At 70.2% G+C, this 12903-nt stretch carries 14 protein-coding genes; 5 read left to right on the top strand and 9 right to left on the bottom strand.

All coding sequences use genetic code 11. From position 1 onward, the window contains the following. Window positions 1-87: 87 nt before the first annotated feature. Complete coding sequence (locus tag SK571_RS17285; protein WP_319985109.1) at window positions 88-399, top strand: DUF6968 family protein; 312 nt, start codon at window positions 88-90, stop codon at window positions 397-399. Here SK571_RS17285 and sph read toward each other — a convergent pair. Then, window positions 392-1318, bottom strand: coding sequence for a sphingomyelin phosphodiesterase (gene sph, locus SK571_RS17280; protein WP_319985108.1), 927 nt, complete (start codon window positions 1316-1318; stop codon window positions 392-394). The two genes, SK571_RS17285 and sph, sit on opposite strands and share 8 nt — an antisense overlap. A gap of 189 nt (window positions 1319-1507) precedes the next feature. Further along, window positions 1508-2104, bottom strand: a complete 597-nt coding sequence (locus SK571_RS17275) for a bifunctional 4-hydroxy-2-oxoglutarate aldolase/2-dehydro-3-deoxy-phosphogluconate aldolase (RefSeq protein WP_319985107.1) — start codon at window positions 2102-2104, stop codon at window positions 1508-1510. Between the two features lie 154 nt (window positions 2105-2258). Between SK571_RS17275 and SK571_RS17270 the strand changes: the two genes are divergently transcribed. The 3 genes from SK571_RS17270 (at window position 2259) to SK571_RS17260 (ending at window position 5149) form a co-directional block, all read left to right on the top strand. Continuing rightward, window positions 2259-3326, top strand: a complete 1068-nt coding sequence (locus SK571_RS17270; protein WP_319985106.1) for an FAD-dependent oxidoreductase — start codon at window positions 2259-2261, stop codon at window positions 3324-3326. A gap of 53 nt (window positions 3327-3379) precedes the next feature. Further along, window positions 3380-3949, top strand: a complete 570-nt coding sequence (locus tag SK571_RS17265) for an XRE family transcriptional regulator (RefSeq protein ID WP_319985105.1) — start codon at window positions 3380-3382, stop codon at window positions 3947-3949. A 90-nt stretch (window positions 3950-4039) separates the two neighbouring features. Continuing rightward, window positions 4040-5149, top strand: coding sequence for a class I SAM-dependent methyltransferase (locus SK571_RS17260; RefSeq protein WP_319985104.1), 1110 nt, complete (start codon window positions 4040-4042; stop codon window positions 5147-5149). 3 nt (window positions 5150-5152) lie between these two features. Here SK571_RS17260 and SK571_RS17255 read toward each other — a convergent pair whose 3' ends face one another. Then, a complete protein-coding gene (locus tag SK571_RS17255; RefSeq protein ID WP_319985103.1) occupies window positions 5153-6235 on the bottom strand; it encodes an ROK family transcriptional regulator in 1083 nt (360 codons plus the stop codon). An 87-nt stretch (window positions 6236-6322) separates the two neighbouring features. Here SK571_RS17255 and SK571_RS17250 point away from each other — a divergent pair, with 87 nt between their 5' ends. Further along, window positions 6323-7507 (top strand): YbiU family protein, encoded by a 1185-nt coding sequence (locus SK571_RS17250; RefSeq protein WP_319985102.1) that lies wholly within the window; start codon window positions 6323-6325, stop codon window positions 7505-7507. Here the strand turns inward: SK571_RS17250 and SK571_RS17245 are convergent. From SK571_RS17245 to SK571_RS17220, 6 genes are read right to left on the bottom strand one after another with little or no spacing between them, the layout of a single operon-like run. Then, the gene (locus SK571_RS17245) at window positions 7493-8743 is read right to left on the bottom strand and encodes a sensor histidine kinase (RefSeq protein ID WP_319985101.1); all 1251 of its coding nucleotides are present in this window, start codon (window positions 8741-8743) and stop codon (window positions 7493-7495) included. The two genes, SK571_RS17250 and SK571_RS17245, sit on opposite strands and share 15 nt — an antisense overlap. Beyond that, the gene (locus tag SK571_RS17240; RefSeq protein WP_319985100.1) at window positions 8740-9417 is read right to left on the bottom strand and encodes a response regulator transcription factor; all 678 of its coding nucleotides are present in this window, start codon (window positions 9415-9417) and stop codon (window positions 8740-8742) included. Before SK571_RS17240 ends, SK571_RS17245 begins: the two co-directional genes overlap by 4 nt. After that, window positions 9414-9881: a hypothetical protein gene (locus SK571_RS17235; protein WP_319985099.1), complete on the bottom strand. Its 468-nt coding sequence runs from the start codon at window positions 9879-9881 to the stop codon at window positions 9414-9416. Before SK571_RS17235 ends, SK571_RS17240 begins: the two co-directional genes overlap by 4 nt. A gap of 12 nt (window positions 9882-9893) precedes the next feature. Next, the gene (locus SK571_RS17230) at window positions 9894-11084 is read right to left on the bottom strand and encodes an ABC transporter permease (protein WP_319985098.1); all 1191 of its coding nucleotides are present in this window, start codon (window positions 11082-11084) and stop codon (window positions 9894-9896) included. After that, window positions 11081-11761, bottom strand: coding sequence for an ABC transporter ATP-binding protein (locus tag SK571_RS17225; protein ID WP_319985097.1), 681 nt, complete (start codon window positions 11759-11761; stop codon window positions 11081-11083). The genes SK571_RS17230 and SK571_RS17225 overlap by 4 nt, the downstream gene beginning before the upstream one ends. Continuing rightward, window positions 11758-12876, bottom strand: coding sequence for an efflux RND transporter periplasmic adaptor subunit (locus tag SK571_RS17220; RefSeq protein WP_319985096.1), 1119 nt, complete (start codon window positions 12874-12876; stop codon window positions 11758-11760). The genes SK571_RS17225 and SK571_RS17220 overlap by 4 nt, the downstream gene beginning before the upstream one ends. Window positions 12877-12903: the final 27 nt, after the last annotated feature.

Genomic DNA, 12903 nt, shown 5'->3' with positions numbered 1-12903 from the left:
ATGATCGAAGCCCGGCCACCTGCCGGCGTCCCTCCCACTCGTCACTAATCCAAGAGTTAGCCGCGACGCTCTACTAGGCTGAAACGCATGGACTTGGGAGTCGTCGTCGCGGAACGGCAGATCGAGGGCAGGGCACCGGACGGATCACCCTTCGAGGTGGTGGTCAGGTTCGGTGCCCCGCGCCCGGACCCGTTGAGCAGCAACGGTGACTGGCAGTGTCCACACCAGATCGTCGGTCTCGGCGACGAGGCCGTCAGCGCCGCGTACGGCGTGGACTCGCTGCAGGCCCTGCTGCTCAGCGTCTACGCCGTGCGGATCAAGCTGGCCGAGTCGGGCGCCACCCTGGACTGGCTGGGCATGCCCGAGCTCGGCCTGACGGTCGCGCCCGCGCTCAGCTAGCGAAGACCGGGTAGTGGTCGGACAGGTCGTTGAAGGTGTACTTGCGCCCCCACGACCAGATCGACCACTCAGGACTCTTCACGCGCCGCGTCTCGTTGCGCAGCAACGGCCCCTGGATCGTCAGCACGTAGTCGAGGTGCTCGGACGCGTACTCCGGCCCGTACTGGTCGCGGCAGACGCTGTTGTCCGCGCAGTCCCACGAGAACGGGTGCCCACCCACCTCGGGCGTCTGCGCGCCCAGTTCCGACACCATCCGCGGGTACTCGTCACCGGCCTTGACCACGTTCAGGTCACCCGCCACGTACACGGGCTCGGCCGCGGGGATGTTCCGCGCCGTCAGGAACGCCCTGATCTCGGCCCGCTGCTTCGCCCGGTACCCGCCCGGCGCGCTGGTGCAGGCAGAGTCCTCGGCCTGCATGTGCGTTCCGACGACGTGCAGCGGCCCGGTCGGCGCCTCGATCCGCACGTACGCGAACCCCTTGTTGGAGAACCAGTCCGCGCCGCAGCCGTCCCGGTAGACGTGCTGGATCCGCGTGGTGATCGGCCACCGGCTCAGCACCGCGACACCGCCGTCCTCCGGCGTCGAGTCGCTGTACCTCCCGCTCGTCACGTCCCACCCCGCCTTGCTGCGGCCCAGCACCGGAGTCTGGTGCGGGTAGGTGTCGCGCAGGTTCGCCAGCAGCCGGTCCGAGGCGGTGTTGTCGAAGACCTCGTTGAGCACGACGACGTCCTGGCCGTTCAGCACGCCGGTGCTGTCGATCAGGTCGGCGCGCGCGACCTGGCCCCAGTTCGGGTAGAGGTTGCGCGACAGCATGAAGACGTTGTAGGTGGCGATCTTCGGAGCAGCGGGGGCCGCGACCGCCGGGGTGGCGAGCGAGATCGTCAGCGCGGCGGCGGCGGCGAGCGTGATCAGGCGCATGAGGCCCGATGGTGGCGGACGTGAAAGTCTTTCACAACCGCCTGGGGTGACCCGAAGGTGTCGTATCGATTAAGAGCAGATGCGGCTCAGCGCGGGCTGTCGAGGTCGGCACCCGACTTGTCGACTAGAGCCCGCATCGGCTCGTAAGCCGCCTCGGGGTCGCGTGCACGCCCCGAACCCGCTCCTCACTCAGGAGATCAGATCGATCAGGGACCTGATCTCCTCGCTCGACACGCGGCCGAGGGCCGAACCGATCCCGCACGCCACCGCTCCCGCCTCCAGCCACGCTGGAACGTCGGCGGGAGCAACGCCTCCGGTGGGCACGAGCGGCGCGTGGGGCAGCACGGCGAGTACGTTCCTGACCCACTGAGGCGTGGGCGCGGGGAACACCTTCACCGCGTCCGCCCCGGCTTCAAGAGCCTGCACCACCTCGGACACCGACCCGGCCCCCGGCAGAACAGCGGCCCCGTACCGGTGCCCGGCTCGGATCACCGACACGTTCAGGTTGGGGGCCACCAGGAACTGCGCACCGGCGCGCACCGCGGCGACGGCGGAGGCCTCGTCGAGCACGGTTCCGGCGCCGATCACCGCTGACGGGTAGTCCGCGCGGAGCTGCCGGATCGCTTCCAGCGCACCGGGATTCGTCAGCGGCAACTCGAGGGACGTGATTCCGGCGTCCAGCAACGGAACGGCGGCCTGCACGGCGGAGGAGGTGTCGGCGGTGCGAACGATCGCGATGATGCCCTGCCGCACGACTGCCTGCGTGATCTCGTAGCGGTAGCTCACGCCGGTCAGGCTACTGCGCACAGATCAGGAGTTGTTCTTGGTGCGTGACAGGGGCTGCCAGCCGCTGTCAGCGAGGTGTGCGGAGGGTGCCAGCGGGCCGGGCGAACCTGGTCGTGCCGTCAGGGAGGCGGCACGATCTCCAGGGGAGCTCTACATGCACGTCACGATCATCGGTGCCGGACTCGGTGGCCTCACGCTCGCCCGCGTGCTGCACGTCAACGGCATCCCGTGCACCGCCTACGAGGCCGAGGAGTCGCCGTCGGCGCGGACGCAGGGCGGCATGCTCGACATCCACGACTACAACGGGCAGATCGCCGTCGAGGCGGCGGGTCTGATGGACGAGTTCCAACGCCTGGTGCTGCCCGGTCGCCAGGCCATGCGGGTGCTGGACTCCGACGGCACCGTGCTGTTCGAGAAGGGCGACGACGGCACGGGTGGCCGGCCCGAGGTGCAGCGCGCCGGCCTGCGGCAGATGCTGCTCGACTCGCTGCCTCCGGGCACCGTCCGCTGGGGCTGCAAGGTGACCGGCGTCGAGGGCAGGACCGTGACGTTCGCCGACGGCAGCACCGTCGTAGCTGACGTGCTGGTGGGCGCTGACGGCGCGTGGTCGCGGGTGCGGGCGTTGGTCACCGACGTGAAGCCGGAGTACACCGGCATGTCGTTCGTCGAGACCTACCTCTACGACGCCGACACCCGGCACCCGGACGTCGCGAATGCGGTCGGTGGCGGCTCGATGTTCGCCCCCGGTCAGGGCAAGGGGATCTTCGCGCACCGGGAGAGCGGCGACACGCTGCACGCCTACGTGGAGTTCAGCCGTCCGCTGGAGTGGTTCGACGACCTCGGCCGGATCGCGGGGGAGTTCGAGGGCTGGGCGCCGGAGCTCACGAAGCTGATCACCGAGTCCGACACGGAGCCGGTGTTCCGCCCGCACTACGCGCTGCCGTCGGAGCACCGCTGGGACCGGGTGCCGGGCGTGACCCTGGTCGGCGACGCCGCGCATCTCATGCCGCCCAACGGTGAGGGCGCCAACCTGGCGATGCTGGACGGCGCCGAACTCGGCAAGGCGCTGGCCACCAAGGACGTGGAGACCGCGCTCGCCGAGTACGAGGAGGCGATGTTCGAGCGTGCCGCCCACACCGCGGCGGACTCCGAGGAGATGGTCCAGAGCCTGTTCGGCGACGAGTCGCCGCAGAAGCTGCTCGACCTGCTCGTCGAAGCCTGAGGACGAAGGACACCGCTGAGCGACGCTTGCTGCAGATGCATACAGTCGTGCGCATGACGCAAGAAGACGGCGACCTGGACGGCCTCGTGCGCAAACGGATCCGCGCGCTGCGGGTCGCCCAGGGATGGTCCCTGGACGAGCTCGCCACCCGAGCCAAGCTCAGCCCGTCGTCGCTCAGCCGCATCGAGAACGGCCGGCGCCGCCTCGCCCTGGACCAGCTGGTGACGCTGGCCAGGGCCCTCGACACCTCGCTGGACCAGCTGGTCGAGACCGACACCGACGACGTGATCGTCAGCCCGATGCTCGACGGCGCGCACGGCTCGATGCGCTGGCCGATCAAGGCCGAGCCGGGTATGACCGTCATGCGTCAGCGGATGACCACCCCGCCACCCGACAACCCCGCCTCACTCCGCGCGCACTCCGGCCGCGAGTGGCTGGTGGTGCTGTCGGGCACGGCGGTGTTGCTGCTCGGCAACCGCAGGCTCCGCGTGGAGACCAACCAGGCCGCCGAGTTCCCGACGATGCTCCCGCACGCCATCGGCACGGCGGGCGGTCCGTGCGAGATCCTCGGCATCTTCGACCGGGAGGCGCGGCGTGGCCACAACGCCGACAAGAAGGCGTGATCTTGCGCGGGCGGCATCGTGGAGGCCGACCGTCTTGCTCATTGCGCAAGCGGCCGTGCATCTGACGCATGGCCGACCTACGTTGGGGCCATGAGCGAACACGCAACGGGCCACGGGCAGCACCACGGCCGCGGGGACGGCCACGGTGTCACGCCTCACCACGGCCACGGACCTCAGCACGGCCACGGACCTCACCACGGCCATGGATCTGGCCACGGTCAGGAGCACGGACCTAGCCATGGGCACGAACCTGGTCACGGCCACGGGCATGGACCTAGCCACGGGCACGAACCTGGTCACGAGCACGAGCACGAGCACGAGCACGAGCACGAGCACGAGCACGAGCACGAGCACGAGCGCGGACCTTGTCACGGGCAGGAATCTGGCCACGGGCATAGGCGCGAACCTGGTCACGGCCACGGGCACGAACCTGGTCACGCCCACGCCCACGCCCACGGCCACGCCCACGGCCATGGGCACGGCCACGGTCATGGACACGGCCATGACGACGATGGCGACCAGGCCGAGGTCCTCGACCTCGACGCCGACCTCCTCGCCGACCACACCGCCGGCATCATCGACTGGCTGCCCACCGCGAACCCCCGCCACATCGTCGACCTGGGTGCGGGCACCGGCGCGGGCACGTTCGCCCTGCTGACCCGCTTCCCCGAAGCCCACGTCACCGCCGTCGACTCCTCGGTCGAGCACCTCCAGCGCCTCCGCGCTCAGGCCGGCGAACGGGGCCTGGCCGACCGGATCCACACCGTCGTCGCCGACCTCGACTCGCAGTGGCCGGACCTCGGCACCCCCGACCTGATCTGGGCCTCGGCCTCCCTGCACCACATGGCCGACCCCGGTCACACCCTCGCCCAGCTCCACAAGACGCTCGCGCCCGGTGGCCTGCTGGCCGTGGTCGAACTGGCCGGCATGCCGCAGTTCCTCCCCGAGCACGGCCCGGACGCCCACGACGAGCGCATGCCGCACCGCGGCGCCGACTGGGGGCCGATGCTGACCGGAGCCGGGTTCACCGTCGAGGGCGACCGGACGGTCACCGTCCACATCGAACGGTCGGAGGCCGTGGAACGCTACGCCCGCATCGTCCTGCGGAGGCGGCTCGAACCGGAAGCCCTCGAAGACGCGCTGCGGCGTGACGACCTGGCGCTGCGCACCGAACGCACCGTCTGGGCGGCGAGGAAATGACCGTCAGCGAGGCCGGTGCCCTGCCCGGCTGACGAGTGCGGTCCTCAGCAGGTCCAGCGCGGCGGCCCGGGCACCGGTCAGCGACGGTTGCTCGACCGACGCCGCGACCACGTCGACCTGACGTGGCAGCCGCGTGCACTCGGCGCTGATCGCGTCGAGCAGGGCCGGTCCCCAGGTCCCGCCGATCACCACGACCTCGGGGTCCGCCAGCGTCACCAGGGCCGTGATCACCCCGCCGACCGCACGGGCCGTCACGTCCGGGTCCGCGGCCCGCAGCCGCGGCACGTCGATCGCGGTCGAGCCGGGCCGCCGCAAGCCCAGTTCGCCGAACACCTCGATGAACGGCATCGCCGTCCCGGACGGGCCCGCCGTGATCACGTGGGCGATCTCGCCGGCCAGTCCGGAGTGCCCGCGCCGCACCTCGCCGTCGCTGACGAGCGCACATCCCAGGCCCTCGCCCAGGTGCAGGTAGGCGAAGTCCGCGACACCCAGCACGGCGTGCTCGGCCTGTGCCGCCCAGTTCACGTCGTTGTCGACGACCACCGGGCCGTGCAGCAACGGGCTCAGCAGCTCGACCGGGTCGAGTTCGCCCACCAGGAACGGCGAGTCGGGGAGGTGGACGAGCCTGCCGGTGCGGCGGTCCACCGGGTCGGCCGCGCTCACGGTGCCCAGCCGGACGTTGTGTGCCGCAACGGCTTCCGCGGCCACCGACGGCAGTGCCGAAGCCACGTCCGCCGGTGAGTCGATCGGGTGGTGCGTGCGGCCGGCGACGTCTCCGTACGCGTCGACGCATTCCGCCGTCACGCCGTCGGGCGCGATCGTCATGACCAGTGCGACGCCGACGTCCTCGGCGAGGCTGTAGAACGAGCCGACCCGGCCCTTGCCGCGTCCGCCGGGGGTGCGTTCGCCGGTGTCCGCGACCAGGCCCTGCTCCACGAGCCGACGGACGCTCTCGCTCACCGTCGGCTTCGACAGGCCCGTCTCGATCGCCAGCTCGGCCCGCGTCAGCTTGCGCGCGGCCATCAACGTGCGCAGCACGTGCTCGTCCGAGATCGAGCGCAGCAACTCCTGAGACGGCTTGGTCACCCGGCGGATTCTAGTTAGGGGTCTTGCCTACAACGGCTCGACACGCCTATGGTTCCAAGTTAGGAGGCCTTACTGGAAGGAGTTGCCGTGCTGCCGCATTGGGACACGACCCCCGCTGACCTGCCGAAAGCCGTCCGCGAGGTGAAGAAGGCGATCCGCGCGAACATCGAGTCGTCCGGACGCACCGTCGAGGAGGTGTTCGCGGTCGTCGAGCAGCAGATCCGGCGTGAGGTCGACGACGTCAAGGCCGGTCAGGCCTGGCCCGTGATCGACTACGCCGACATCGAGGCGGGCACGGCGAGCACCGATCTCGTGAAGCGCCGGGGCTGCCTGGTGGTGCGCAACCACTTCGACCGCGAGCAGGCCCTGGCCTGGGACAGGTCCATTGTGGACTACGTCGAGAGCAACGACTTCTTCGAGAACTACCGCGGCCCCGGCGACGACTTCTTCGGCAGCGTCGGCTCGAAGCCCGAGATCTACCCGATCTACTGGTCACCCGCACAGACCGAGGCCAGGCGGCACGAGCGCATGGCCACGGTCCAACGCTTCCTCAACAGCTTGTGGCGCCACGACGGCTGGTTCGACCCGGCCACGGACGTCGGCTACCCGGACCGCATCCGCCGCCGCCCGCCCGGCGCGAACTCGACCGGCCTGGGTACCCACCTCGACCCCGGCACGCTCGACCTGTGGATGACGCGGGAGTACCAGCAGGCGTTCCGGCACCTGTTCAACGGCACGCCCGAGCAGTACGACCCGTGGGACGCCGCCCACCGCACCATCGGCCCGCAGTACCCGGGAACCACGATGTGCTCGGTGTTCCGCACCTTCCAGGGCTGGACCGCTCTCTCGGACATGGCCCACGACCAGGGCGTCCTGCACACCGTCCCGATCCCCGGCGCCATGGCGTACCTGATGCTGCGCCCGCTGCTCGACGACGTCCCGGACGACGACATGTGCGGCGTCACCGTCAACCAGGTCTTCCCGGTCGACCCGAAGTACCACGAACTCCTCATCGAAGCCCTGAGCGGCATCCCGGACGTCCGGGCCGGCGACTCGGTCTGGTGGCACTGCGACATGATCCACAGCGTCGCGCCGGTCGAGGACCAGCAGGGCTGGGGCAACGTCATGTACATCCCGGCCGCGCCTTCGTGTCCTCGCAACGACCGCTACGCCGTGGAGATCCAGCGCGCGCACGCGACCGGGTCGAGCCCGAGCGACTTCCCGGAGGAGCACTACGAGCGCACCTGGCCCAACCGCTCACGTCCCGAATAGCACCCGGAACACCGCGCCCTCGCCGGGCGCGGTGTCCAGCTCGATCCGCCACCCGTGCGCGGCGACCAGCGCCGCCACGATCGACAACCCCAGCCCGCTCCCACCCGGCCCCCGAGCAGGATCCGCGCGGTAGAACCGTTCGAACACCCGCGCGGCCTGCTCCGGCGTCAGTCCCGGCCCGTGATCGGCGACGACGATCGAGCCCGCAGTCAGCCGGACCTCGATCGGCGACCCGGCCGGAGTGTGGATCAGCGCGTTGTCGAGCAGGTTCGTCAGGATCTGCCGCACCCGCGCCTCATCGGCCTCGACCGGCACCGGCCCCGCCGGCAACTCCAGCGAGACGAGACGGTTCGTCTCGTGTGCTCGGACCTCGACCACGGCGTCGTTCACCGGCACGACGAGATCCACAGTGGACAACACCAGCGGCTGCGACGAGTCCAGCCGGGCCAACTGCAGCAGGTCGTCGACCAGCACCCCCATCCGCACGGCATGATCCTCGACCCGCCGCAACACCTCGACAGCATCAGTGGCCGCCCCCTGCCGGTAAAGCTCGGCGTACCCGCGAATCGACGTCAACGGCGTCCGCAGCTCGTGCGACGCGTCGGCGACGAACTGCCGCATCCGGTTCTCGGAGCTGACCCGCACCGCGAACGCCGCCTCGATCTGCCCGAGCATCGTGTTCAGCGCGGACGCCAGCCGCCCGACCTCCGACCCCGGCCGCCGCACCGGCACCCGCCGCGACAGGTCACCGGCCGCGATCTCCCCGGCGACCTGCTCGACCTCCTCCAACGCCCGAGTCGAAGCCCTGACCAGCGCATACCCGGCCATCCCGACGAGGATCAACGCACCGAGGCTGATCAGCAGGAACGCCACCCTCAGGTCGTCGACCGCCCGGTCCACCTCCGACTGGTCCACGGCCGCGACCAGCTCGGCCCCGTCGAACTGGCGCATCACGACCCGCCGCGAGCCGACCGTGACGTGCTCGCCGGGCGTCAACGTCCCGTAAGGCGGCAGTCCCTCGAACGAGGTGCCGGACAGCACGCCGTCCGCGGAACGCAGCACCACGTTGTCGCGCAACGGAAGTGTGCGCGGCGTCGACACCACCCGGTCCAGCCGCGCGTCGAGCTGGCCGAGCAGGTAGCGCTCCATCACGGTGGACCCGATCAGCCACGTCACGAACAGGCCCGCGGCCGCCAGGGCGACGAGCACGACCACCAGCCGCACGCGCAACGTCATGGGCGGATCATGTACCCGAGGCCGCGCACGGTGTGGATCAGGCGGGGCTCGGTGCCGTCCACCTTGCGCCGCAGGTAGGAGATGTACGACTCGACCACGCCGACGTCGCCGTCGAAGTCGTGCGACCACACCTGGTCCAGGATCTGCGCCTTCGACAGCACCCGCCCGCTGTTGCGCATCAGGTAGTGCAGCAGCCGGAACTCGGTCGGCGACAGCTCCACGACCCGCGAACCGCGCCGCACGACGTGGCTCTCCACGTCCAGCGACAGCTCGCCGCACGTCAGCTGCTCCGAGCCGCCCGGACGGGTGCGGCGCAGCACCGCCGTCACCCGCGCGATGACCTCCTCCAGGCTGAACGGCTTGGTGATGTACCCGTCGCCGCCGATCGTCAGGCCGGTGATGCGGTCGTCCGTGCCGTCGCGCGCCGTCAGGTACAGCACCGGCACCCGCACACCTGAGGAACGCAACCGCCGCACCACCTCGAAGCCGTCCCGGTCGGGCAGCATCACGTCGAGCAGCACCAGGTCCGGAGCGCCGGTCCGGGCGGCGTCGAGAGCCTCGCCGCCCGTCGCCGCACTCGCCACGGTGAACCCCGCGAACCGCAGGCTGGCGCACAGCAGCTCGCGGATGCTGGGCTCGTCCTCGACGACCAGCAACCGGCCACGGGAGTTCACGGCCGCTGGGTGATGGTCTGCCCGGTCACCGTGCCGTCGGAACCGGTCTGCCCCTGCACGACGACCTGCTGACCCGCCTTGAGATCCGTGAGCTCGCCCTCCGTGCTGATCTCCACCTTCGTGGTGTCCGAAGTGGACACCTTCACGACCTGGCCGTTCTGCGTCTTCACGTAGACGGTCGTGCCGTCGACGTGGTCGATCGTGCCGGCGGTGCCGCGCCCGCCGCCGTTCGGCCGGTTCTGGCCCGAGGGCGGAGTACCGCCGAACTGCCGGCCCGCGGCGTTCTGGCGGGCCGGGGTCTCGCCGGCACCGAAGGACTTCTGCACGAACACCCCGCCGACGAACGCCACGATCGCGAGCACCGCGACCCCGAGGACCACCGTGGTCTTGCCGAAGCCCGCCTTGCGCTCCTTCAACTCAGCCGAGATGTCGTTCTCCAGAGGCTGATCGAGTGGGTTGGTCACGTCCAAGACTCCTTATTCGTGCCGGAGGGCTTCGATGGGACGGAGCTTCGCGGCACGGGAAGCCGGGTAGCTGCCGAAGAACAGGCCGATCAACGCCGACACCGCGAACGCCAGCAGCACCGACGACGGCACGAGCACGGGCTGGATGCCCGCGATGGTGAACCGGCTGCCGATCACGCCCGCCGCCACCCCCAAGGCGCCGCCGAACAGACTGAGCAGCGTCGCCTCGATCAGGAACTGCCCGAGGATCGAGGAGCGAGGCGCCCCCACGGCCTTGCGGATGCCGATCTCCCGGATCCGCTCGGTGACGGTCACCAGCATGATGTTCGTGATGCCGATCCCGCCCACCAGCAACGAGATCGCGGCCACCGACGCCAGCAGCACCGTGAACGTCTCCGTCGTCGCGGTCCGCGCGGTCAGCAGCTGGTCCTGGCTCAGGATCCGGTAGTCGGCGGTGTCGGTGATCTTGTGCCGCCCGTTGAGGATCGTCGTCACCTGGGCCTGCGCGTTCGGCAACGCGTCCGCGGACTGAGCCTGCACCACGATCTGGGTGAGGCTGCCGTACCCGGTCAGCGCGTTCTGCGTGGTCGTCAGCGGCGCCACGGCCAGGTCGTCCGCGTCCTGCAACCCGCTGGAACCCTTGGCCGCCAGCACCCCGACCACCGTGAACGGGATGTTGTTGACCAGCATGGACTTCCCGATCGGATCGGTGCCCGGGAACAGCTCCGCGGCCACGGTCGCGCCGATCACGACGACCTTGCGCGCCTGCTGGACGTCGTTGTCGGAGAACAGGTTCCCCTGCGCGACCGCGCTGTTCGTGGTGTCGAAGTAGCGCGGGTCCGAGCCGATGAACTGCCCGATGTCGTGCGTGGTGTCCCCGTACCCGGCCGTCGCCTGCGCCGACACCACGGGCGAGGCGTACCTGACGTCGGGGGAGTCCTGACCCACCAGCGCCGCCGCGTCCGCCGTGGTCAGCGGCTTGGCCGTGCCGCCGGGCTGGGCGCGCTGCGGGCTGATCGTCAGGATGTTCGTGCCGAGCCCCGCGATGCTCTGCTGCACCGCGCTCGACGCGCCGTTGCCGACCGCGATCAGCAGGATCACCGACGCGACACCGATCAGGATGCCCAGGGTCGTGAGCCCGGACCGCATCTTGTTCGCGGTCAGCCCCCGCACGGCGAAGGCGGCGATCTCGAAGATCCTCACACCAGCACCCCCGCGACTCTGCCGTCGACGACCCTGACGGTCCGCATGGCGTGCGCGGCGACCTCGTCCTCGTGCGTGATCAGCACGACCGTGCGCCCGCTGGCGTTGAGCCGGTCGAGGATGCCCAGCACCTCACGGCTGGAGTCCGTGTCGAGGTTCCCGGTCGGCTCGTCGGCGAGCACGATCGCGGGCGAGGTGACCAAGGCCCGCGCGATGGCGACGCGCTGCTGCTGACCGCCGGACAACTCGTTGGGCCGGTGGTGAGTCCGGTCTTTCAAGCCGACCAGATCGAGCGCCGCCAGCGCCCTCTCCCGGCGTTGGGCACGTCGAACTCCCGCGTACACCAGCGGGAGTTCGACGTTCGCGAGTGCCGTGGTGCGCGGCACCAGGTTGAAGGACTGGAAGACGAAACCGATCTTCCTGTTGCGCAGCAACGAGAGCTGCTCCTCGTCGAACTCGCCCGTGTCGATCCCGTCGAGCAGGTACTTGCCGCCCGACGGCACGTCGAGACACCCGAGGATGTTGAGCAGCGTCGACTTGCCCGACCCCGACGCGCCCATGATCGCGATGTACTCGCCCTTCTGGACGGTCAGATCGAGCCCTCGCAACGCGTGCACGGCCGTGTCGCCGCTGCCGTAGGTCTTGCGGAGGTCGCGGACCTCGATGACCGGGCTCATCGACCGGTCCCGGTGAAGCCGCCACCGTTGCGCTGGCCGCCGGTGCCGGGGAACTGGCCGCCCTGCTGCTGACCCGTGCGGTTCTGACCGGTCGACGTGGTCACCTGCGGCAGCACGACCTCCTCGCCCGCGGTCAGCCCGGACTTGATCTCCACGTACTGGTCGCCGCGCACCCCGATCTCGACGGTCCTGCGCGTCTCCGCCCCGTTCTCCAGCACCGCCACCGAACTCGCGCCGTTGACGGTCTGCACGGCCGCGGCAGGTACGGCGAGCACGTTGGTGGCCCCTGCGACGGTGATCTCGACACTCGCCGACTGGCCGGGCCTCAGCCCCGCCGGCGGCTCGGTCAGCGTGAGCGTCACGCCGTACTGCACGACGTTGTTCGCGGTCGTGGGCGTGAGATCGACCTGCGTGACCTTGGCCTGGATCGGCTGCGACTGCATCGCGTTGACCGTGACGGTCGCGGCCTGGTCGCCCTTGAGCTTGCTGACGTCGGACTCGGAGACGTTCGCGTGCAGCACCAGGTTCTTCAGGTCGGTGACGACGACGAACCCGGACGCGGTGGTGGTGCTCGTCGTGCTGGAGGTGGTGCTGGAGGTGTTGCCGCTGCTGACCTTCTGGCCGACGGCGCCGGTGACCGACGTGATCGTGCCGTCGCCGGGCGCGGTCAGCGTGGTGGACGCGAGCGTGTCCTTCGCCTGCTGGAGCGCGAGCTGCGCCTGCCGGTACGCCGTGAGCAACGCGGTCGTGCCGGTGCCCTTGTCCAGCGCGGCGTTCAGGTTGCCCTGCGCGATGTCGACCTGCAGCTGCGCCTGCGTCGGGTCGAGCTTCGCGAGCTGCTGGCCCTTGGTGACGACGTCGCCGACCTTGACGTTGATCTCGGTGACCGTGCCGCTCGCACCGAACGAGGCGGCGGCGCTGAACGAGCTCTGCACCGTCCCGGACGCCGTCACCACCTCGCTGACGTCGCGGTTCGCGGCGGCGGCCGTGCGGGCGGCGGTGGGCTGGGCACTGCCGGAGGAACCGAAGAACACCAGGTAGCCGGCCACGCCGGCGCCGAGGAGCACCACCACCAGCAGTCCGTTGATCACCAGGGATCTGCGACGTCGAGTCATGGCTGGGGATGGTCGTCCGCCAAGCTG

The organism is Lentzea kristufekii (assembly GCF_033949925.1).
Taxonomy (GTDB): Bacteria; Actinomycetota; Actinomycetes; order Mycobacteriales; family Pseudonocardiaceae; genus Lentzea; species Lentzea kristufekii.
The sequence above is the reverse complement of the archived record's forward strand: the minus strand, read 5'-3'. Positions and strand labels throughout refer to the sequence as shown.

Excerpts from the sequence above, each read along its gene's own strand:
- SK571_RS17220 (WP_319985096.1), bottom strand. The coding sequence starts at position 12,876 with ATGACTCGACGTCGCAGATCCCTGGTGATCAACGGACTGCTGGTGGTG.
- SK571_RS17245 (WP_319985101.1), bottom strand. The coding sequence starts at position 8,743 with ATGACGTTGCGCGTGCGGCTGGTGGTCGTGCTCGTCGCCCTGGCGGCC.
- sph (WP_319985108.1), bottom strand. The coding sequence starts at position 1,318 with ATGCGCCTGATCACGCTCGCCGCCGCCGCCGCGCTGACGATCTCGCTC.
- SK571_RS17265 (WP_319985105.1), top strand. The coding sequence starts at position 3,380 with ATGACGCAAGAAGACGGCGACCTGGACGGCCTCGTGCGCAAACGGATC.
- SK571_RS17270 (WP_319985106.1), top strand. The coding sequence starts at position 2,259 with ATGCACGTCACGATCATCGGTGCCGGACTCGGTGGCCTCACGCTCGCC.
- SK571_RS17225 (WP_319985097.1), bottom strand. The coding sequence starts at position 11,761 with ATGAGCCCGGTCATCGAGGTCCGCGACCTCCGCAAGACCTACGGCAGC.
- SK571_RS17260 (WP_319985104.1), top strand. The coding sequence starts at position 4,040 with ATGAGCGAACACGCAACGGGCCACGGGCAGCACCACGGCCGCGGGGAC.
- SK571_RS17285 (WP_319985109.1), top strand. The coding sequence starts at position 88 with ATGGACTTGGGAGTCGTCGTCGCGGAACGGCAGATCGAGGGCAGGGCA.